This window comes from Escherichia sp. KS167_9B, from assembly GCF_030295215.1.
GTDB lineage: Bacteria > Pseudomonadota > Gammaproteobacteria > Enterobacterales > Enterobacteriaceae > Escherichia > Escherichia coli_F.
Map to the genome: position 1 here is coordinate 4,872,248 of NZ_AP025754.1, position 21,867 is coordinate 4,894,114.

At 52.3% G+C, this 21,867-nt stretch carries 17 protein-coding genes, 4 tRNA genes and 1 riboswitch; of the genes, 13 read left to right on the plus strand and 8 right to left on the minus strand.

The features are described 5' to 3' along the window. Positions 1 to 23: 23 nt before the first annotated feature. A complete protein-coding gene (gene coaA, locus QUE34_RS24265; RefSeq protein ID WP_000023085.1) occupies positions 24 to 974 on the minus strand; it encodes a type I pantothenate kinase in 951 nt (316 codons plus the stop codon). Positions 975 to 1,335: 361 nt separating this feature from the next. Between coaA and QUE34_RS24270 the strand changes: the two genes are divergently transcribed. The 13 genes from QUE34_RS24270 (at position 1,336) to rpoC (ending at position 15,521) form a co-directional block, all read left to right on the plus strand. Continuing rightward, positions 1,336 to 1,411 (plus strand) — tRNA-Thr (locus tag QUE34_RS24270). Positions 1,412 to 1,419: 8 nt separating this feature from the next. Beyond that, positions 1,420 to 1,504, plus strand: a tRNA-Tyr gene (locus QUE34_RS24275). A gap of 116 nt (positions 1,505 to 1,620) precedes the next feature. After that, positions 1,621 to 1,695 (plus strand) — tRNA-Gly (locus tag QUE34_RS24280). Between the two features lie 6 nt (positions 1,696 to 1,701). Then, positions 1,702 to 1,777: transfer RNA gene (locus QUE34_RS24285), tRNA-Thr, on the plus strand. 114 nt (positions 1,778 to 1,891) lie between these two features. After that, a complete protein-coding gene (gene tuf / locus QUE34_RS24290) occupies positions 1,892 to 3,076 on the plus strand; it encodes an elongation factor Tu (protein WP_000031784.1) in 1,185 nt (394 codons plus the stop codon). 229 nt (positions 3,077 to 3,305) lie between these two features. Then, the gene (secE, locus tag QUE34_RS24295; RefSeq protein WP_001275702.1) at positions 3,306 to 3,689 is read left to right on the plus strand and encodes a preprotein translocase subunit SecE; all 384 of its coding nucleotides are present in this window, start codon (positions 3,306 to 3,308) and stop codon (positions 3,687 to 3,689) included. Position 3,690: 1 nt separating this feature from the next. Further along, a complete protein-coding gene (gene nusG, locus QUE34_RS24300; RefSeq protein ID WP_001287516.1) occupies positions 3,691 to 4,236 on the plus strand; it encodes a transcription termination/antitermination protein NusG in 546 nt (181 codons plus the stop codon). Between the two features lie 158 nt (positions 4,237 to 4,394). Further along, positions 4,395 to 4,823, plus strand: a complete 429-nt coding sequence (gene rplK, locus QUE34_RS24305; protein ID WP_001085926.1) for a 50S ribosomal protein L11 — start codon at positions 4,395 to 4,397, stop codon at positions 4,821 to 4,823. Between the two features lie 3 nt (positions 4,824 to 4,826). Continuing rightward, the gene (gene rplA, locus QUE34_RS24310; protein ID WP_001096680.1) at positions 4,827 to 5,531 is read left to right on the plus strand and encodes a 50S ribosomal protein L1; all 705 of its coding nucleotides are present in this window, start codon (positions 4,827 to 4,829) and stop codon (positions 5,529 to 5,531) included. A 412-nt stretch (positions 5,532 to 5,943) separates the two neighbouring features. After that, positions 5,944 to 6,441 (plus strand): 50S ribosomal protein L10, encoded by a 498-nt coding sequence (gene rplJ / locus QUE34_RS24315; RefSeq protein WP_001207201.1) that lies wholly within the window; start codon positions 5,944 to 5,946, stop codon positions 6,439 to 6,441. Positions 6,442 to 6,507: 66 nt separating this feature from the next. After that, the gene (rplL, locus tag QUE34_RS24320; RefSeq protein WP_000028878.1) at positions 6,508 to 6,873 is read left to right on the plus strand and encodes a 50S ribosomal protein L7/L12; all 366 of its coding nucleotides are present in this window, start codon (positions 6,508 to 6,510) and stop codon (positions 6,871 to 6,873) included. A gap of 319 nt (positions 6,874 to 7,192) precedes the next feature. Further along, a complete protein-coding gene (rpoB, locus tag QUE34_RS24325) occupies positions 7,193 to 11,221 on the plus strand; it encodes a DNA-directed RNA polymerase subunit beta (RefSeq protein ID WP_001353730.1) in 4,029 nt (1,342 codons plus the stop codon). A 76-nt stretch (positions 11,222 to 11,297) separates the two neighbouring features. Further along, positions 11,298 to 15,521: a DNA-directed RNA polymerase subunit beta' gene (gene rpoC / locus QUE34_RS24330; RefSeq protein ID WP_000653947.1), complete on the plus strand. Its 4,224-nt coding sequence runs from the start codon at positions 11,298 to 11,300 to the stop codon at positions 15,519 to 15,521. Between the two features lie 241 nt (positions 15,522 to 15,762). Here the strand turns inward: rpoC and thiH are convergent, their stop codons facing one another. The 7 genes from thiH to rsd all read right to left on the minus strand — a co-directional run bounded on the left by thiH (position 15,763) and on the right by rsd (position 21,836). Continuing rightward, positions 15,763 to 16,896 (minus strand): 2-iminoacetate synthase ThiH, encoded by a 1,134-nt coding sequence (gene thiH / locus QUE34_RS24335; protein ID WP_000847477.1) that lies wholly within the window; start codon positions 16,894 to 16,896, stop codon positions 15,763 to 15,765. Further along, positions 16,893 to 17,663, minus strand: a complete 771-nt coding sequence (thiG, locus tag QUE34_RS24340) for a thiazole synthase (protein WP_032303895.1) — start codon at positions 17,661 to 17,663, stop codon at positions 16,893 to 16,895. Before thiG ends, thiH begins: the two co-directional genes overlap by 4 nt. 1 nt (position 17,664) lies before the next feature. After that, on the minus strand, positions 17,665 to 17,865 hold the full coding sequence (thiS, locus tag QUE34_RS24345) for a sulfur carrier protein ThiS (RefSeq protein WP_001166248.1): 201 nt from the start codon (positions 17,863 to 17,865) through the stop codon (positions 17,665 to 17,667). Then, positions 17,849 to 18,604 (minus strand): thiazole biosynthesis adenylyltransferase ThiF, encoded by a 756-nt coding sequence (gene thiF, locus QUE34_RS24350; protein WP_032303894.1) that lies wholly within the window; start codon positions 18,602 to 18,604, stop codon positions 17,849 to 17,851. Before thiF ends, thiS begins: the two co-directional genes overlap by 17 nt. Next, positions 18,597 to 19,232 (minus strand): thiamine phosphate synthase, encoded by a 636-nt coding sequence (gene thiE / locus QUE34_RS24355; RefSeq protein WP_032303893.1) that lies wholly within the window; start codon positions 19,230 to 19,232, stop codon positions 18,597 to 18,599. The genes thiF and thiE overlap by 8 nt, the downstream gene beginning before the upstream one ends. Next, positions 19,232 to 21,127, minus strand: a complete 1,896-nt coding sequence (gene thiC, locus QUE34_RS24360) for a phosphomethylpyrimidine synthase ThiC (RefSeq protein WP_032303891.1) — start codon at positions 21,125 to 21,127, stop codon at positions 19,232 to 19,234. Before thiC ends, thiE begins: the two co-directional genes overlap by 1 nt. Positions 21,128 to 21,207: 80 nt before the next feature. Next, a riboswitch (TPP riboswitch) is annotated at positions 21,208 to 21,308 on the minus strand. A gap of 51 nt (positions 21,309 to 21,359) precedes the next feature. Beyond that, positions 21,360 to 21,836: a sigma D regulator gene (gene rsd, locus QUE34_RS24365; protein WP_000934302.1), complete on the minus strand. Its 477-nt coding sequence runs from the start codon at positions 21,834 to 21,836 to the stop codon at positions 21,360 to 21,362. Positions 21,837 to 21,867 lie beyond the last annotated feature (31 nt).

Below are 21,867 nucleotides of genomic sequence, written 5' to 3' on the forward strand. Positions count from 1 at the left end.
GGGAGCATTAGCTCCCCTGAAAATTATTTGCGTAGTCTGACCTCTTCTACCGCGTGATTAGCACTCTTTGTCAGGATTAAACTGGCGCGCTCACGAGTAGGTAGAATATTTTGCTTTAAGTTCAGCCAGTTGATCTCTTTCCACAATGTCATGGCAGTGTTAATCGCTTCTTCTTTAGTTAATTTCGCGTAGTTATGAAAATAGGAATCCGGGTCTGTAAAAGCCCCTTCACGGAATTTCAGGAAACGGTTGATATACCACGTTTGAAGTAAGTCTTCTGGTGCATCAACATATATCGAAAAATCGACAAAATCAGAAACAAATACATGATGTGGATCGTGAGGATAATCCATCCCGCTCTGTAAGACATTTAACCCTTCAAGAATTAAAATATCAGGCTGAACAACAGTTTTATCTCCATCCGGGATCACATCATAAATAAGATGCGAGTAAACAGGTGCCGTAACGTTTGGCACGCCGGATTTGAGATCGGAAACAAACTTCACCAGGCGATGCATATCATACGATTCCGGGAAGCCTTTCTTCTTCATCAGACCACGTTCTTTCAGCACCTGATTAGGGTGAAGGAAGCCATCAGTCGTGATCAGTTCAACACGACGATGCTCCGGCCAACGGCTTAATAGTGCCTGCAATACACGGGCGGTTGTACTTTTCCCCACCGCGACGCTACCTGCGATACTGATAATGTAAGGAATGCGTTGCCCGTTGGTACCAAGAAACTGTTCCAGAACTGCCTGACGGCGCAGATTCGAGCTTATATAGAAGTTCAGCAAACGTGACAAAGGTAAATAGATCTCGGCCACTTCTTCTAACGAGAGATCTTCATTAATACCTTTGAGACGGGCGATCTCATCTTCCGATAACGTCATAGGTACGGAATCACGCAGAGCTGCCCACTGGTTGCGGTCAAACTGTAGGTAAGGCGTCATTAACGTTTGCTCTTTTATACTCATAAGCATGTTTCTGGCGGTCATAGCTCTATCGGCAAAACGATATTTGCCATGGCGCGTCACAGTTCTGTTGAATGGGTTAATGGGCAGGAGGGTAACACCAGATGGGGAGGAATAATAAGAAAAAATCTCTCCCAGGAAGCTATCGTTGAAAAGCAATGTGACAGATATTCCATCTGATAAAAAGAATTGCGCTTTAGAAGGAGCGCATTGTTGAGAACAATGATGTTGAAAAAGTGTGCTAATTTGCCCTCTGTTCGACTGTTTCTTCATCGTGTCGCATAAAATATGACCAATAAAACAAATTATGCAATTTTTTAGTTGCATGAACTCGCATGTCTCCATAGAATGCGCGCTACTTGATGCCGACTTAGCTCAGTAGGTAGAGCAACTGACTTGTAATCAGTAGGTCACCAGTTCGATTCCGGTAGTCGGCACCATCAAGTCCGGTGGGGTTCCCGAGCGGCCAAAGGGAGCAGACTGTAAATCTGCCGTCACAGACTTCGAAGGTTCGAATCCTTCCCCCACCACCAATTTCGGCCACGCGATGGCGTAGCCCGAGACGATAAGTTCGCTTACCGGCTCGAATAAAGAGAGCTTCTCTCGATATTCAGTGCAGAATGAAAATCAGGTAGCCGAGTTCCAGGATGCGGGCATCGTATAATGGCTATTACCTCAGCCTTCCAAGCTGATGATGCGGGTTCGATTCCCGCTGCCCGCTCCAAGATGTGCTGATATAGCTCAGTTGGTAGAGCGCACCCTTGGTAAGGGTGAGGTCGGCAGTTCGAATCTGCCTATCAGCACCACTTCTTTTCTCCTCCCTGTTTTTTCCTTCTGTTTATTGCATTCAACAAGTCGGGCATGTTGCCTGGTTGATGTGGTGATATCACCGATTTATCCGTGTCTTAGAGGGACAATCGATGTCTAAAGAAAAGTTTGAACGTACAAAACCGCACGTTAACGTCGGTACTATCGGCCACGTTGACCATGGTAAAACAACGCTGACCGCTGCAATCACTACCGTACTGGCTAAAACCTACGGCGGTGCTGCTCGCGCATTCGACCAGATCGATAACGCGCCGGAAGAAAAAGCTCGTGGTATCACCATCAACACTTCTCACGTTGAATACGACACCCCGACTCGTCACTACGCACACGTAGACTGCCCGGGGCACGCCGACTATGTTAAAAACATGATCACTGGTGCTGCTCAGATGGACGGCGCGATCCTGGTAGTTGCTGCGACTGACGGCCCGATGCCGCAGACTCGTGAGCACATCCTGCTGGGTCGTCAGGTAGGCGTTCCGTACATCATCGTGTTCCTGAACAAGTGCGACATGGTTGATGACGAAGAGCTGCTGGAACTGGTTGAAATGGAAGTTCGTGAACTTCTGTCTCAGTACGACTTCCCGGGCGACGACACTCCGATCGTTCGTGGTTCTGCTCTGAAAGCGCTGGAAGGCGACGCAGAGTGGGAAGCGAAAATCCTGGAACTGGCTGGCTTCCTGGATTCTTACATTCCGGAACCAGAGCGTGCGATTGACAAGCCGTTCCTGCTGCCGATCGAAGACGTATTCTCCATCTCCGGTCGTGGTACCGTAGTTACCGGTCGTGTAGAACGCGGTATCATCAAAGTTGGTGAAGAAGTTGAAATCGTTGGTATCAAAGAGACTCAGAAGTCTACCTGTACTGGCGTTGAAATGTTCCGCAAACTGCTGGACGAAGGCCGTGCTGGTGAGAACGTAGGTGTTCTGCTGCGTGGTATCAAACGTGAAGAAATCGAACGTGGTCAGGTACTGGCTAAGCCGGGCACCATCAAGCCGCACACCAAGTTCGAATCTGAAGTGTACATTCTGTCCAAAGATGAAGGCGGCCGTCATACTCCGTTCTTCAAAGGCTACCGTCCGCAGTTCTACTTCCGTACTACTGACGTGACTGGTACCATCGAACTGCCGGAAGGCGTAGAGATGGTAATGCCGGGCGACAACATCAAAATGGTTGTTACCCTGATCCACCCGATCGCGATGGACGACGGTCTGCGTTTCGCAATCCGTGAAGGCGGCCGTACCGTTGGCGCGGGCGTTGTAGCAAAAGTTCTGAGCTAATTGCCGATAACATTTGACGCAATGCGCACTAAAAGGGCATCATTTGATGCCCTTTTTGCACGCTTTCGTACCAGAACCTGGCTCATCAGTGATTTTCTTTGTCATAATCATTGCTGAGACAGGCTCTGTTGAGGGCGTATAATCCGAAAAGCTAATACGCGTTTCGATTTGGTTTGCCTCGCGATCGCGGGGTGAAAATGTTTGTAGAATACTTCTGACAGGTTGGTTTATGAGTGCGAATACCGAAGCTCAAGGAAGCGGGCGCGGCCTGGAAGCGATGAAGTGGGTCGTTGTGGTGGCATTGCTCCTGGTAGCAATTGTCGGCAACTACCTTTATCGCGACATTATGCTGCCGCTGCGTGCGCTGGCCGTAGTAATTCTGATTGCTGCAGCGGGTGGTGTCGCGCTGTTAACGACAAAAGGAAAAGCAACCGTTGCTTTTGCCCGTGAAGCGCGTACCGAAGTCCGTAAGGTCATTTGGCCGACTCGCCAGGAAACATTGCACACCACGCTGATTGTGGCTGCGGTTACCGCAGTAATGTCACTGATCCTGTGGGGACTGGATGGTATTCTGGTTCGCCTGGTATCCTTTATCACTGGCCTGAGGTTCTGAGATGTCTGAAGCTCCTAAAAAGCGCTGGTACGTCGTTCAGGCGTTTTCCGGTTTTGAAGGCCGCGTAGCAACGTCGCTACGTGAGCATATCAAATTACATAACATGGAAGATTTGTTTGGTGAAGTCATGGTACCAACCGAAGAAGTGGTTGAAATCCGTGGCGGACAGCGTCGCAAAAGCGAACGCAAATTCTTCCCTGGCTACGTCCTCGTTCAGATGGTGATGAACGACGCGAGCTGGCACCTGGTGCGCAGCGTACCGCGTGTGATGGGCTTCATCGGCGGTACTTCCGATCGTCCTGCGCCAATCAGCGATAAAGAAGTGGATGCGATTATGAATCGCCTGCAGCAGGTTGGCGATAAGCCGCGTCCGAAAACGCTGTTTGAACCGGGTGAAATGGTTCGTGTTAATGATGGTCCGTTCGCTGACTTCAACGGTGTTGTTGAAGAAGTTGATTACGAGAAATCTCGTCTGAAAGTGTCTGTTTCTATCTTCGGTCGTGCGACCCCGGTAGAGCTGGACTTCAGCCAGGTTGAAAAAGCCTAACCCAGCGATCAAAAAAGCGGCGATTTAATCGTTGCACAAGGCGCGAGATTGGAATACAATTTCGCGCCTTTTGTTTTTATGGGCCTTGCCCGTAAAACGATTTTTTATATCACGGGGAGCCTCTCAGAGGCGTTATTACCCAACTTGAGGAATTTATAATGGCTAAGAAAGTACAAGCCTATGTCAAGCTGCAGGTTGCAGCTGGTATGGCTAACCCGAGTCCGCCAGTAGGTCCGGCTCTGGGTCAGCAGGGCGTAAACATCATGGAATTCTGCAAAGCGTTCAACGCAAAAACTGATTCCATCGAAAAAGGTCTGCCGATTCCGGTAGTAATCACCGTTTACGCTGACCGTTCTTTCACTTTCGTTACCAAGACTCCGCCGGCAGCAGTTCTGCTGAAAAAAGCGGCTGGTATCAAGTCTGGTTCCGGTAAGCCGAACAAAGACAAAGTGGGTAAAATTTCCCGCGCTCAGCTGCAGGAAATCGCGCAGACCAAAGCTGCCGACATGACTGGTGCCGACATTGAAGCGATGACTCGCTCCATCGAAGGTACTGCACGTTCCATGGGCCTGGTAGTGGAGGACTAAGAAATGGCTAAACTGACCAAGCGCATGCGTGTTATCCGCGAGAAAGTTGATGCGACCAAACAATACGACATCAACGAAGCTATCGCTCTGCTGAAAGAGCTGGCGACTGCTAAATTCGTAGAAAGCGTGGACGTTGCTGTTAACCTCGGCATCGACGCTCGTAAATCTGACCAGAACGTACGTGGTGCAACTGTACTGCCGCACGGTACTGGCCGTTCCGTTCGCGTAGCCGTATTTACCCAGGGTGCAAACGCTGAAGCTGCTAAAGCTGCAGGCGCTGAACTGGTAGGTATGGAAGATCTGGCTGACCAGATCAAGAAAGGCGAAATGAACTTTGACGTTGTTATTGCTTCTCCGGATGCAATGCGCGTTGTTGGCCAGCTGGGCCAGGTTCTGGGTCCGCGCGGCCTGATGCCAAACCCGAAAGTGGGTACTGTAACGCCGAACGTTGCTGAAGCGGTTAAAAACGCTAAAGCTGGCCAGATTCGTTACCGTAACGACAAAAACGGCATCATCCACACCACCATCGGTAAAGTGGACTTTGACGCTGACAAACTGAAAGAAAACCTGGAAGCTCTGCTGGTTGCGCTGAAAAAAGCAAAACCGACTCAGGCGAAAGGCGTGTACATCAAGAAAGTTAGCATCTCCACCACCATGGGTGCAGGTGTTGCAGTTGACCAGGCTGGCCTGAGCGCTTCTGTAAACTAATGCCTTTACGTGGGCGGTGATTTTGTCTACAATCTTACCCCCACGTATAATGCTTAATGCAGACGTATATCCGAGATATTCGGGTTGTAGCAAGGCGGCAACTGAGTGAGTCGCCAGGAGCATAGCTAACTATGTGACTGGTGCGAACGAAGGAAGCCAACGCCGCTACAAGCTGAATAGCGACGGATAGAAAAGATTTGTTCGTTGGAGCCTGGCCTATCCAGGCCTCCGTCGAAGACCGCAGGAGTTTCGCAAGAAACTTAATCCCCTGCGTAGACGGTGACAGAACGCTAAGATTATTCTTTTATATTCTGGCTTGTTTCTGCTCACCGTAATAAAGACGCTCTCTCCGTTTGGAGGAGTGAAGTGAGTTCCAGAGATTTTCTCTGGCAAACATCCAGGAGCAAAGCTAATGGCTTTAAATCTTCAAGACAAACAAGCGATTGTTGCTGAAGTCAGCGAAGTAGCCAAAGGCGCGCTGTCTGCAGTAGTTGCGGATTCCCGTGGCGTAACTGTAGATAAAATGACTGAACTGCGTAAAGCAGGTCGCGAAGCTGGCGTATACATGCGTGTTGTTCGTAACACCCTGCTGCGCCGTGCTGTTGAAGGTACTCCGTTCGAGTGCCTGAAAGACGCGTTTGTTGGTCCGACCCTGATTGCATACTCTATGGAACACCCGGGCGCAGCTGCTCGTCTGTTCAAAGAGTTCGCGAAAGCGAATGCAAAATTTGAGGTCAAAGCCGCTGCCTTTGAAGGTGAGCTGATCCCGGCGTCTCAGATCGACCGCCTGGCAACTCTGCCGACCTACGAAGAAGCAATTGCACGCCTGATGGCAACCATGAAAGAAGCTTCGGCTGGCAAACTGGTTCGTACTCTGGCTGCTGTACGCGATGCGAAAGAAGCTGCTTAATCGCAGTTATCTTTTTAACGCATTCGCTTACGTATAAACTTATTCTGATATTCAGGAACAATTTAAATGTCTATCACTAAAGATCAAATCATTGAAGCAGTTGCAGCTATGTCTGTAATGGACGTTGTAGAACTGATCTCTGCAATGGAAGAAAAATTCGGTGTTTCCGCTGCTGCTGCTGTAGCTGTAGCTGCTGGCCCGGTTGAAGCTGCTGAAGAAAAAACTGAATTCGACGTAATTCTGAAAGCTGCTGGCGCTAACAAAGTTGCTGTTATCAAAGCAGTACGTGGCGCAACTGGCCTGGGTCTGAAAGAAGCTAAAGACCTGGTAGAATCTGCACCGGCTGCTCTGAAAGAAGGCGTGAGCAAAGACGACGCAGAAGCACTGAAAAAAGCTCTGGAAGAAGCTGGCGCTGAAGTTGAAGTTAAATAAGCCAACCCTTCCGGTTGCAGCCTGAGAAATCAGGCTGATGGCTGGTGACTTTTTAGTCACCAGCCTTTTTGCGCTGTAAGGCGCCAGTAGCGTTTCACACTGTTTGACTACTGCTGTGCCTTTCAATGCTTGTTTCTATCGACGACTTAATATACTGCGACAGGACGCCCGTTCTGTGTAAATCGCAATGAAATGGTTTAAGCGTGATAGCAACAGGCATTGCGGAAAGTGTTCCATTTTCCGGTCAACAAAATAGTGTTGCACAAACTGTCCGCTCAATGGACAGATGGGTCGACTTGTCAGCGAGCTGAGGAACCCTATGGTTTACTCCTATACCGAGAAAAAACGTATTCGTAAGGATTTTGGTAAACGTCCACAAGTTCTGGATGTACCTTATCTCCTTTCTATCCAGCTTGACTCGTTTCAGAAATTTATCGAGCAAGATCCTGAAGGGCAGTATGGTCTGGAAGCTGCTTTCCGTTCCGTATTCCCGATTCAGAGCTACAGCGGTAATTCCGAGCTGCAATACGTCAGCTACCGCCTTGGCGAACCGGTGTTTGACGTCCAGGAATGTCAAATCCGTGGCGTGACCTATTCCGCACCGCTGCGCGTTAAACTGCGTCTGGTGATCTATGAGCGCGAAGCGCCGGAAGGCACCGTAAAAGACATTAAAGAACAAGAAGTCTACATGGGCGAAATTCCGCTCATGACGGACAACGGTACCTTTGTTATCAACGGTACTGAGCGTGTTATCGTTTCCCAGCTGCACCGTAGTCCGGGCGTCTTCTTTGACTCCGACAAAGGTAAAACCCACTCTTCGGGTAAAGTGCTGTATAACGCGCGCATCATCCCTTACCGTGGTTCCTGGCTGGACTTCGAATTCGATCCGAAGGACAACCTGTTCGTACGTATCGACCGTCGCCGTAAACTGCCTGCGACCATCATTCTGCGTGCCCTGAACTACACCACAGAGCAGATCCTCGACCTGTTCTTTGAAAAAGTTATCTTTGAAATCCGTGATAACAAGCTGCAGATGGAACTGGTGCCGGAACGCCTGCGTGGTGAAACCGCATCTTTTGACATCGAAGCTAACGGTAAAGTGTACGTAGAAAAAGGCCGCCGTATTACTGCGCGCCACATTCGCCAGCTGGAAAAAGACGACGTCAAACTGATCGAAGTCCCGGTTGAGTACATCGCAGGTAAAGTGGTTGCTAAAGACTACATTGATGAGTCTACTGGTGAGCTTATCTGTGCTGCGAACATGGAGCTGAGCCTGGATCTGCTGGCTAAGCTGAGCCAGTCTGGTCACAAGCGTATCGAAACGCTGTTCACCAACGATCTGGATCACGGCCCGTATATCTCTGAAACCTTACGTGTCGACCCAACTAACGATCGTCTGAGCGCACTGGTAGAAATCTACCGCATGATGCGCCCTGGCGAGCCGCCGACTCGTGAAGCCGCTGAAAGCCTGTTCGAGAACCTGTTCTTCTCTGAAGACCGCTATGACTTGTCTGCGGTTGGTCGTATGAAGTTCAACCGCTCTCTGCTGCGCGACGAAATCGAAGGTTCCGGTATCCTGAGCAAAGACGACATCATTGATGTTATGAAAAAGCTCATCGATATCCGTAACGGTAAAGGCGAAGTCGATGATATCGACCACCTCGGTAACCGTCGTATCCGTTCCGTTGGCGAAATGGCGGAAAACCAGTTCCGCGTTGGCCTGGTACGTGTAGAGCGTGCGGTGAAAGAGCGTTTGTCTCTGGGCGATCTGGATACCCTGATGCCTCAGGATATGATCAACGCCAAACCGATTTCCGCAGCAGTGAAAGAGTTCTTTGGTTCCAGCCAGCTGTCTCAGTTTATGGACCAGAACAACCCGCTGTCTGAGATTACACACAAGCGTCGTATCTCCGCACTCGGCCCAGGCGGTCTGACCCGTGAACGTGCAGGCTTCGAAGTTCGAGACGTACACCCGACTCACTACGGTCGCGTATGTCCAATCGAAACCCCTGAAGGTCCGAACATCGGTCTGATCAACTCCCTGTCCGTGTACGCACAGACTAACGAATATGGCTTCCTTGAGACGCCGTACCGTAAAGTGATCGACGGTGTTGTAACCGACGAAATTCACTACCTGTCTGCTATCGAAGAAGGCAACTACGTTATCGCCCAGGCGAACTCCAACCTGGATGAAGAAGGCCACTTCGTAGAAGATCTGGTAACTTGCCGTAGCAAAGGCGAATCCAGCTTGTTCAGCCGCGACCAGGTTGACTACATGGACGTATCCACCCAGCAGGTGGTATCCGTCGGTGCGTCCCTGATCCCGTTCCTTGAACACGATGACGCCAACCGTGCATTGATGGGTGCGAACATGCAACGTCAGGCCGTTCCGACTCTGCGTGCTGATAAGCCGCTGGTTGGTACGGGTATGGAACGTGCTGTTGCCGTTGACTCCGGTGTAACTGCGGTTGCTAAACGTGGTGGTGTCGTTCAGTACGTGGATGCTTCCCGTATCGTTATCAAAGTTAACGAAGATGAGATGTATCCGGGTGAAGCAGGTATCGACATCTACAACCTGACCAAGTACACCCGTTCTAACCAGAACACCTGTATCAACCAGATGCCGTGTGTGTCTCTGGGTGAACCGGTAGAACGTGGTGACGTGCTGGCAGACGGTCCGTCCACCGACCTCGGTGAACTGGCGCTCGGTCAGAACATGCGCGTAGCGTTCATGCCGTGGAATGGTTACAACTTCGAAGACTCCATCCTCGTATCCGAGCGTGTTGTTCAGGAAGACCGTTTCACCACCATCCACATTCAGGAACTGGCATGTGTGTCCCGTGACACCAAGCTGGGGCCAGAAGAGATCACTGCTGACATCCCGAACGTAGGTGAAGCTGCGCTCTCCAAACTGGATGAATCCGGTATCGTTTACATTGGTGCGGAAGTGACCGGTGGCGACATTCTGGTTGGTAAGGTAACGCCGAAAGGTGAAACTCAGCTGACCCCAGAAGAAAAACTGCTGCGTGCGATCTTCGGTGAGAAAGCGTCTGACGTTAAAGACTCTTCTCTGCGCGTACCAAACGGTGTATCCGGTACGGTTATCGACGTTCAGGTCTTTACTCGCGATGGCGTAGAAAAAGACAAACGTGCGCTGGAAATCGAAGAAATGCAGCTCAAACAGGCGAAGAAAGACCTGTCTGAAGAACTGCAGATCCTCGAAGCGGGTCTGTTCAGCCGTATCCGTGCTGTGCTGGTAGCCGGTGGCGTTGAAGCTGAGAAGCTCGACAAACTGCCGCGCGATCGCTGGCTGGAGCTGGGCCTGACCGACGAAGAGAAACAAAATCAGCTGGAACAGCTGGCTGAGCAGTATGACGAACTGAAACATGAGTTCGAGAAGAAACTCGAAGCGAAACGCCGCAAAATCACCCAGGGCGACGATCTGGCACCGGGCGTGCTGAAGATTGTTAAGGTATATCTGGCGGTTAAACGCCGTATCCAGCCTGGTGACAAGATGGCAGGTCGTCACGGTAACAAGGGTGTAATTTCTAAGATCAACCCGATCGAAGATATGCCTTACGATGAAAACGGTACGCCGGTAGACATCGTACTGAACCCGCTGGGCGTACCGTCTCGTATGAACATCGGTCAGATCCTCGAAACCCACTTGGGTATGGCTGCGAAAGGTATCGGCGACAAGATCAACGCCATGCTGAAACAGCAGCAAGAAGTCGCGAAACTGCGCGAATTCATCCAGCGTGCATACGATCTGGGCGCTGATGTTCGTCAGAAAGTTGACCTGAGTACCTTCAGCGATGAAGAAGTTATGCGTCTGGCTGAAAACCTGCGCAAAGGTATGCCAATCGCAACGCCGGTCTTCGACGGTGCGAAAGAAGCAGAAATTAAAGAACTGCTGAAACTTGGCGACCTGCCGACTTCTGGTCAGATCCGCCTGTACGACGGTCGCACTGGTGAACAGTTCGAACGTCCGGTAACCGTGGGTTACATGTACATGCTGAAACTGAACCACCTGGTCGACGACAAGATGCACGCGCGTTCCACCGGTTCTTACAGCCTGGTTACTCAGCAGCCGCTGGGTGGTAAGGCACAGTTCGGTGGTCAGCGTTTCGGGGAGATGGAAGTGTGGGCGCTGGAAGCATACGGCGCAGCATACACCCTGCAGGAAATGCTCACCGTTAAGTCTGATGACGTGAACGGCCGTACCAAGATGTATAAAAACATCGTGGACGGCAACCATCAGATGGAGCCGGGCATGCCAGAATCCTTCAACGTATTGTTGAAAGAGATTCGTTCGCTGGGTATCAACATCGAACTGGAAGACGAGTAATTCTCGCTCAAACAGGTCACTGCTGTCGGGGTAAAACCCGGCAGCGGATTGTGCTAACTCCGACGGGAGCAAATCCGTGAAAGATTTATTAAAGTTTCTGAAAGCGCAGACTAAAACCGAAGAGTTTGATGCGATCAAAATTGCTCTGGCTTCGCCAGACATGATCCGTTCATGGTCTTTCGGTGAAGTTAAAAAGCCGGAAACCATCAACTACCGTACGTTCAAACCAGAACGTGACGGCCTTTTCTGCGCCCGTATCTTTGGGCCGGTAAAAGATTACGAGTGCCTGTGCGGTAAGTACAAGCGCCTGAAACACCGTGGCGTCATCTGTGAGAAGTGCGGCGTTGAAGTGACCCAGACCAAAGTACGTCGTGAGCGTATGGGCCACATCGAACTGGCTTCCCCGACTGCGCACATCTGGTTCCTGAAATCACTGCCGTCCCGTATCGGTCTGCTGCTCGATATGCCGCTGCGCGATATCGAACGCGTACTGTACTTCGAATCCTATGTGGTTATCGAAGGCGGTATGACCAACCTGGAGCGTCAGCAGATCCTGACTGAAGAGCAGTATCTGGACGCGCTGGAAGAGTTCGGTGACGAATTCGACGCGAAAATGGGTGCGGAAGCAATCCAGGCTCTGCTGAAGAGCATGGATCTGGAGCAAGAGTGCGAACAGCTGCGTGAAGAGCTGAACGAAACCAACTCCGAAACTAAGCGTAAGAAGCTGACCAAGCGTATCAAACTGCTGGAAGCGTTCGTTCAGTCTGGTAACAAACCAGAGTGGATGATCCTGACCGTTCTGCCGGTACTGCCGCCAGATCTGCGTCCGCTGGTTCCGCTGGATGGTGGTCGTTTCGCGACTTCTGACCTGAACGATCTGTATCGTCGCGTCATTAACCGTAACAACCGTCTGAAACGTCTGCTGGATCTGGCTGCGCCGGACATCATCGTACGTAACGAAAAACGTATGCTGCAGGAAGCGGTAGACGCCCTGCTGGATAACGGTCGTCGCGGTCGTGCGATCACTGGTTCTAACAAGCGTCCTCTGAAATCTTTGGCCGACATGATCAAAGGTAAACAGGGTCGTTTCCGTCAGAACCTGCTCGGTAAGCGTGTTGACTACTCCGGTCGTTCTGTAATCACCGTAGGTCCATACCTGCGTCTGCATCAGTGCGGTCTGCCGAAGAAAATGGCACTGGAACTGTTCAAACCGTTCATCTACGGCAAGCTGGAACTGCGTGGTCTTGCTACCACCATTAAAGCTGCGAAGAAAATGGTTGAGCGCGAAGAAGCTGTCGTTTGGGATATCCTGGACGAAGTTATCCGCGAACACCCGGTACTGCTGAACCGTGCACCGACTCTGCACCGTCTGGGTATCCAGGCATTTGAACCGGTACTGATCGAAGGTAAAGCTATCCAGCTGCACCCGCTGGTTTGTGCGGCATATAACGCCGACTTCGATGGTGACCAGATGGCTGTTCACGTACCGCTGACGCTGGAAGCCCAGCTGGAAGCGCGTGCGCTGATGATGTCTACCAACAACATCCTGTCCCCGGCGAACGGCGAACCAATCATCGTTCCGTCTCAGGACGTTGTACTGGGTCTGTACTACATGACCCGCGACTGTGTTAACGCCAAAGGCGAAGGCATGGTGCTGACTGGCCCGAAAGAAGCAGAACGTCTGTATCGCTCTGGTCTGGCTTCTCTGCATGCGCGCGTTAAAGTGCGTATCACCGAGTATGAAAAAGATGCTAACGGTGAATTAGTAGCGAAAACCAGCCTGAAAGATACGACCGTTGGCCGTGCCATTCTGTGGATGATTGTACCGAAAGGTCTGCCTTACTCCATCGTCAACCAGGCGCTGGGTAAGAAAGCAATCTCCAAAATGCTGAACACCTGCTACCGCATTCTCGGTCTGAAACCGACCGTTATTTTTGCGGACCAGATCATGTACACCGGCTTTGCATATGCAGCGCGTTCTGGTGCATCTGTTGGTATCGATGACATGGTCATCCCGGAGAAGAAACACGAAATCATCTCCGAGGCAGAAGCTGAAGTTGCTGAGATTCAGGAGCAGTTCCAGTCTGGTCTGGTAACTGCGGGCGAACGCTACAACAAAGTTATCGATATCTGGGCTGCGGCGAACGATCGTGTATCCAAAGCGATGATGGATAACCTGCAAACTGAAACCGTTATTAACCGTGACGGTCAGGAAGAGAAGCAGGTTTCCTTCAACAGCATCTACATGATGGCCGACTCCGGTGCGCGTGGTTCTGCGGCACAGATTCGTCAGCTGGCGGGTATGCGTGGTCTGATGGCGAAGCCGGATGGCTCCATCATCGAAACGCCAATCACCGCGAACTTCCGTGAAGGTCTGAACGTACTCCAGTACTTCATCTCAACCCACGGTGCTCGTAAAGGTCTGGCGGATACCGCACTGAAAACGGCGAACTCCGGTTACCTGACTCGTCGTCTGGTTGACGTGGCGCAGGACCTGGTGGTTACCGAAGACGATTGTGGTACTCATGAAGGTATCATGATGACTCCGGTTATCGAAGGTGGTGACGTTAAAGAGCCGCTGCGCGATCGCGTACTGGGTCGTGTAACTGCTGAAGACGTTCTGAAGCCGGGTACTGCTGATATCCTCGTTCCGCGCAACACGCTGCTGCACGAACAGTGGTGTGACCTGCTGGAAGAGAACTCTGTCGACGCGGTAAAAGTACGTTCTGTTGTATCTTGTGACACCGACTTTGGTGTATGTGCGCACTGCTACGGTCGTGACCTGGCGCGTGGCCACATCATCAACAAAGGTGAAGCAATCGGTGTTATCGCGGCACAGTCCATCGGTGAACCGGGTACACAGCTGACCATGCGTACGTTCCACATCGGTGGTGCGGCATCTCGTGCGGCTGCTGAATCCAGCATCCAGGTGAAAAACAAAGGTAGCATCAAGCTTAGCAACGTGAAGTCGGTTGTGAACTCCAGCGGCAAACTGGTTATCACTTCCCGTAACACCGAACTGAAATTGATCGACGAATTCGGTCGTACCAAAGAAAGCTATAAAGTGCCTTACGGTGCAGTACTGGCGAAAGGCGATGGCGAACAGGTTGCTGGCGGCGAGACCGTTGCAAACTGGGACCCGCACACCATGCCGGTTATCACCGAAGTAAGCGGTTTTGTACGCTTTACTGACATGATCGACGGCCAGACCATTACTCGTCAGACCGACGAATTGACCGGTCTGTCTTCGCTGGTGGTTCTGGATTCCGCAGAACGTACCGCAGGTGGTAAAGATCTGCGTCCGGCACTGAAAATCGTTGATGCTCAGGGTAACGACGTTCTGATCCCGGGTACCGACATGCCTGCGCAGTACTTCCTGCCGGGTAAAGCGATTGTTCAGCTGGAAGATGGCGTACAGATCAGCTCCGGTGACACCCTGGCGCGTATTCCGCAAGAATCTGGCGGTACCAAGGACATCACCGGTGGTCTGCCACGCGTTGCGGACCTGTTCGAAGCACGTCGTCCGAAAGAGCCGGCAATCCTGGCTGAAATCAGCGGTGTGGTTTCCTTCGGTAAAGAAACCAAAGGTAAACGTCGTCTGGTTATCACCCCGGTAGACGGTAGCGAGCCGTACGAAGAGATGATTCCGAAATGGCGTCAGCTCAACGTGTTCGAAGGTGAACGTGTAGAACGTGGTGACGTAATTTCCGACGGTCCGGAAGCGCCGCATGACATTCTGCGTCTGCGTGGTGTTCATGCTGTGACTCGTTACATCGTTAACGAAGTACAGGACGTATACCGTCTGCAGGGCGTTAAGATTAACGATAAACACATCGAAGTTATCGTTCGTCAGATGCTGCGTAAAGCTACCATCGTTAACGCGGGCAGCTCCGACTTCCTGGAAGGCGAACAGGTTGAATACTCTCGCGTCAAGATCGCAAACCGCGAACTGGAAGCGAACGGCAAAGTGGGTGCAACTTACTCCCGCGATCTGCTGGGTATCACCAAAGCGTCTCTGGCAACCGAGTCCTTCATCTCCGCGGCATCGTTCCAGGAGACCACTCGCGTGCTGACCGAAGCAGCCGTTGCGGGCAAACGCGACGAACTGCGCGGCCTGAAAGAGAACGTTATCGTAGGTCGTCTGATCCCGGCAGGTACCGGTTACGCGTACCACCAGGATCGTATGCGTCGCCGTGCTGCAGGTGAAGCTCCGGCTGCACCGCAGGTGACTGCAGAAGACGCATCTGCCAGCCTGGCAGAACTGCTGAACGCAGGTCTGGGCGGTTCTGATAACGAGTAATCGTTAATCCGCAAATAACGTAAAAACCCGCTTCGGCGGGTTTTTTTATGGGTGTTATTCAGAGGGCAAATTCTTCATGGGAAATATTAAGAAAGGCAGGGCGAAACGAGGAAGAAGCTTTTCGCCCTGGACAACATTCCTGCTGACGGTACTAACATAAAAAAACGCAACGCTTTCAACAACCTTGCGTTTTTCATCTTCCGTAGCTGCTCGGAATAAATTTACGTTCTTACATTTTGTCTCATGTCCTTTGCGAGGCGCGTCCCAGATAGCTGTCCCAGTCTTTCCACACCGGCTGCAAACCCTGAGCGGTTAACGCGGCGGCCACCGCTTCTGGTCTGCGATCGTCGTGCGGTGAGAACTGTTCCAGCTCGGGATGATTGTCGGCATAACCACCTGGTTGCGTTTTCGAGAAGGCGCTGACGTTATTGATCGCCAGCGGAATAACGCGATCGCGAAACCACGGTGATTCCCGCGTGGAGAGTGACAGTTCAATCTCCGGCGCAAGTAGGCGGAAGGCGCAGATAGTTTGTACTAACTGGCGTTCATCCATAATCGACGCTGGCTCAATCCCGCCAGTACACGGGCGCAGGCGCGGGAAGGAGACAGAGTAACGGCTTTGCCAGTAATGTTGTTGCAGCCATAGCAAATGTTCGGCAACCATATAGCAGTCAACGCGCCAGCTGTCGGAAAGGCCGATTAGCGCGCCGAGGCCTATCTTATCTATCCCCGCACGGCCCAGCCGATCCGGCGTTTCCAGCCGCCAGAAGAAGTCCTGTTTTTTCCCTTTCAGATGATGGTGGGCGTATGTCGCCTCGTGATATGTCTCCTGATAAACCATCACCCCATCCAGACCAAGTTGCTTTAACTCGGCGTATTCCGCTTCCGCCAGTGGCTGTACTTCCATCTGTAGTGAAGAGAACTGTTCACGCAGGACAGGGAGATGACGACGAAAGTAATCCATCCCCACTTTCGCCTGATGTTCACCAGTGACCAGCAATAGATGTTCAAAGCCCATCTCCCGGATAGCGGCGCTTTCCCTGGCGATATCCGCTTCATCCAGCGTTTTACGCTTGATGCGATTGCTCATGGAAAATCCGCAGTAAGTGCAGTCGTTAGCGCAAAGATTAGAGAGATAAAGCGGGACGTAGAAGCTGACGATGTTGCCAAATCGCTGGCGGGTCAGGCGCTGCGCCCGTTGAGCCAGTGGTTCCAGGTATTCACCGGCGGCAGGTGATAGCAATGCCATCATATCGTCGCGAGTGAGTTGCGAAACATTGAGTGCCCGCTCTACGTCAGCTGCCGTTTTGCTGTTGATTCGCAGGCGGATGTCGTCCCAGTCCAGTTGTCGCCAGCGATCGCTGAAGGTTTTCATGCCGATGCCTCCAGAAATCCGGTCAGCGGGCTAGTGGCATGAGCAAAATGACTGCGACTGCCCGGCCCGGACTGACGTGCCAGCAGGCCGGCGTCTACCGCCAGACGAAATGCCTTCGCCATGTTGACGGGATCGTCAGCGACGGCAATCGCCGTATTCACTAACACCGCATCGGCTCCCATTTCAAGCGCCTGCGCGGCATGGCTGGGAACGCCAATGCCAGCATCAACGACCACCGGAACCGTGGCTTGCTGGATAATAATCTCCAGCATGGCGCGGGTTTCCAGTCCTTGATTAGAGCCAATTGGTGCGCCAAGCGGCATTACTGCTGCACAGCCCACTTCCTCCAGACGTTTGCACAACACTGGATCGGCACCGCAGTAAGGCAGCACGACAAATCCCTGTTGCACCAACATTTCTGCGGCTTTCAGGGTTTCGATGGGATCGGGCAACAGCCAGCGGGCGTCAGGGTGAATCTCTAATTTTAGCCAGTTTGTGCCTAACGCTTCACGTGCCAGATGGGCGGCGAAAATGGCTTCTTCCGCGGTTTTCGCCCCGGAAGTATTCGGCAGCAGGGTCACACCCGCCGCGATAAGCGGTTCGAGGATAGCGTCGTTGTGCTGGCGCAAGTCGACACGTTTCATCGCCAGCGTCACCAGTTGGCTGCCGGAAGCGCGAATAGACTCCACCATCAGTTGTGAAGAGGCGAATTTTCCGGTGCCAGTAAACAGATGTGAATCAAACGTTTTGTCCGCAATATGTAACATCTCAACCCCCTGCAATAACCTGAAAAAGCAGGATCTGGTCGCCATCCTGCACGATATGTTGCGCCCATTGTTCCCGCGGGACGATTTGCTGATTAATCGCCAGTGCCGCACCTGCTTGTTGTTGATCGAGTTGCTCCAGCAGTTCGTGAACAGTTAGTCCGGCGACGCACTGCATCGGTTGATCGTTAAACAGGATCTGCATTGCTTCCTCCGCATACCGGGCAACTGCTGGCGCGGCGCAACGCCAGGTTGCGCCATTGGTTTAATTTACCGTCAAACAGTCGAAGATATCCCGCAGGGGTCTCTATACCACTCAATAGCTTAATTGCTTCCAGTGCCTGTAACGTGCCCATGACCCCGACCACCGGGCCAACCACGCCTGCCGTGCGGCAGTTGCGTTCAGGCTCCTGGTTATCCGGCCACAGGCAGCGGTAACACCCCTGTTCCCAGGGCGGTGTCAGCACCATCAACTGACCACCAAATCCGACCGCGCTGGCGGTGATAAGCGGTGTGTTAAGTGCTACGCAGGCGGCATTAATCTCCTGGCGAGTCGCCATGTTGTCGGTACAGTCGAGCACCACATCGGCCCGTGCTACCGCATCTTTTAACGCCTCACCCGTTAACCGTTGTTGTAATGCTGTCAGTTGAATGTCGGGATTTAACTGTGTCAGTCGCTGTTGGCTGACCTGCGATTTCGGGCGATCGATATCTTCAGTGGTAAAGAGGATTTGTCGTTGCAGATTGCTCAAATGCACATCGTCGTCATCTGCCAGTACCAGCGTCCCGACACCAGCTCCCGCCAGGTATAGCGCAGCAGGTGTACCCAACCCACCCAGACCGATAATCAGCACCTGGCTGTCGAGCAGTTTTTGTTGCCCGTCAAGAGCAATATCGTCGAGCAGGATTTGACGGCTATAACGCATAAAATCACGGTCATTCATCGCCAACTCCTGCAATTTCCAGCAACTGTTCCGTTGCCAAACGCCAGTCTGCGGCCTGGGTAATGGCACTGACGACGGCGATACTGCCAACACCTGTCGCCATCACCGCAGGTGCGCGCGGCAGGCTGATACCGCCAATCGCTACAGTGGGATAATCCGCCAGGCGCTCAATGTGCCGTGCCAGCTGTTCCAGCCCCTGCGGTGCAGAAGGCATCTGTTTGGTTTGGGTCGGGAACACATGTCCTAGCGCGATATAAGAAGGACGTGCTGCCAGCGCGACGTCGATTTCCATGTCATCATGAGTCGAAACGCCCAGCCGCAGGCCTGCCGCGCGGATGGCGCTGAGATCGGTGGCTTGCAAATCTTCCTGCCCCAGATGGACGCCATACGCCTGATGCTTAATCGCCAGCCGCCAGTAATCATTGATAAACAGCCGTGCGTTATAGCGGCGGCCCAGCGCAATTGCTGCCACGACATCGGCTTCCACTTCTTCATCGCGCCGATCTTTGATGCGCAGCTGGAGAGTACGCACGCCTGCATCCAACAGACGTTCGATCCACTGTACGCTGTCCACTACCGGGTACAGTCCTAAACGAAAAGGTACGTGAGGAAAATCAGGCTGATACATCACGCTTCCTCCTTACGCAGGTATATTTCTCCACCTCTGGCACGGAAGTTCTCCGACATATCCGCCATTCCCACTTCAATGGTTTGCGCGGCGGCATAGTCACGCACTTCCTGGCTGATTTTCATCGAGCAGAATTTCGGCCCACACATGGAGCAAAAATGGGCGACTTTGCCGGACTCTTGTGGCAGGGTTTCATCGTGATAAGCGCGGGCGGTAAACGGGTCGAGGGCCAGATTAAACTGGTCTTCCCAGCGAAATTCGAAGCGGGCTTTCGACATGGCGTTATCGCGAATTTGCGCGCCCGGATGCCCTTTCGCCAGGTCGGCGGCGTGGGCGGCAATCTTATAGGTGATAAGCCCCTGCTTAACATCTTCTTTATTAGGCAGACCCAGATGCTCTTTTGGTGTTACGTAACAGAGCATCGCGCAGCCAAACCAGCCAATCATCGCCGCGCCAATCCCCGATGTGAAGTGGTCATAACCCGGCGCAATATCAGTAGTTAGCGGCCCGAGGGTATAGAACGGAGCTTCGTGGCAGTGCTCTAACTCCTCGGTCATATTGCGGCGGATCATCTGCATCGGCACGTGGCCTGGACCTTCAATCATCACCTGCACGTCATATTCCCAGGCGATTTTGGTCAGTTCGCCCAGCGTATGTAGCTCGGCAAACTGCGCTTCATCGTTGGCGTCCTGAATAGAACCGGGGCGCAGGCCGTCGCCCAGCGACAACGAAACATCATAAGCGGCACAGATTTCACAAATTTCGCGGAAGTGTTGATAGAGGAAATTTTCCTGATGATGGGAGAGGCACCATTTCGCCATAATCGAACCGCCGCGAGAGACGATACCGGTCAGGCGTTTCGCGGTCATCGGCACGTAGCGCAGCAGCACGCCCGCATGGATAGTGAAGTAATCCACACCTTGCTCGGCCTGTTCCAGCAGCGTGTCACGGAACGCTTCCCAGGTAAGATCTTCAGCGATCCCGTTAACCTTCTCCAGCGCCTGGTAGATCGGCACTGTACCGATCGGCACCGGGCTGTTACGCAAAATCCACTCGCGGGTTTCGTGAATATAGCGACCGGTGGAGAGATCCATCACCGTATCCGCCCCCCAGCGCGTAGACCATACCAGCTTTTCCACTTCTTCTTCGATGGAAGAGGTGACTGCCGAGTTGCCGATATTGGCGTTAACCTTCACCAGAAAGTTGCGACCAATAATCATCGGCTCCGATTCCGGATGATTAATGTTGGCCGGGATAATCGCACGTCCGGCAGCAACTTCATCACGGACAAATTCCGCGGTGATATTTTCCGGCAGACGTGCGCCAAAGCTCATTCCCGGATGCTGGTGGCGCAAAACTTCGCTACGTATGCGCTCGCGACCCATATTCTCGCGAATGGCGATGAATTCCATTTCGGGCGTGATGATGCCCCGGCGGGCGTAGTGCAGTTGGGTGACGCGGTGTCCTGCTTTGGCGCGCTTTGGGGTTAATACGCCGCTAAAACGTAGCTCGTCGAGGCCATCATCTGCTAGTCGCGCTTTAGTGTAATCGGAACTGCGCACGGTAAGTTCTTCGGTATCGCCGCGCGCATCGATCCACGGCTGGCGCAGTTTTGCCAGTCCTTGCTGCACGTTAATGGCGATCTGTGGATCGCCATACGGACCGGAGGTGTCGTAGACCGGAATCGCTTCGTTTTCTTCGTACTGCGGCTGTTCTTTGCTGCCGCCAATTAGCGTCGGGCTAAGCTGGATCTCACGCATCGGCACGCGCACGCCGGGGTGTGTGCCAGTGATGTAAATACGTTTTGAGTTGGGAAAGGCGGTGCCTTCCAGGGTGTCGATAAAATGTTGGGCCTGGGCGCGTTGTTCGCGGCGGGTCAGTTTTGTTGCAGACATAGCTCATTCCAAAAAGTTAAGGACGTGGCTTGTCAGACGACGGATGAAGCAAGAGACGATCGCCGCAAAGGCGATGCGATAGCAGATTAACTCTTGTTCCCTTCGCAGGTATTAGCCTGATCAGGTTCCGCGGATCCCGAATAAACGGTCTCAGCCAGTTAAGGCACTCCGACAAGAAATTAGCCCCGCAAACGGGGCGTTGAATGTAAATTACGCGTTAACAGCGCAGAACTCAAGCAGGATGTTTGACGCGGGCGGCGTCAAGCACCAGCAGAATCAGCTTATCTTCCAGCACAAAGCGCGCTTCCAGGGCCTCGCCGATGTCAGATAAAACTTGTTGAAACTCAAGGTAATTATCATGATCGATAGCGGTTTCAAGGCTGGAATCGTAGTAATCCATAATCTGTTGGGTATTGGCTTCGAGTTGTGGCCAAATCTTCGCGGCGCGTGCGAGTTGCCCATTGCCTTCCAGTTTATGAAGAATGCGCTCATAAATACTGAAATGTCCGGCAGACAAGTAATCGACCAGGCTCTGACAAAAATCATCAAGGGCTTTTTCGTTTAGCCTCATGTACGATTCTTTGCCAGGCTTAATGCCAACCAGATTGTAGTAAGCCACGAGCAGATGCTTACGTACATGTAGCCAGCGATCAACCAGTTTGTTACTTCCTCTGACGCGCTCCGTCAGGTTATCGAGCTGGTTAAGCATGATTGACTCCGCAAGTTTGTATTCAAAAACT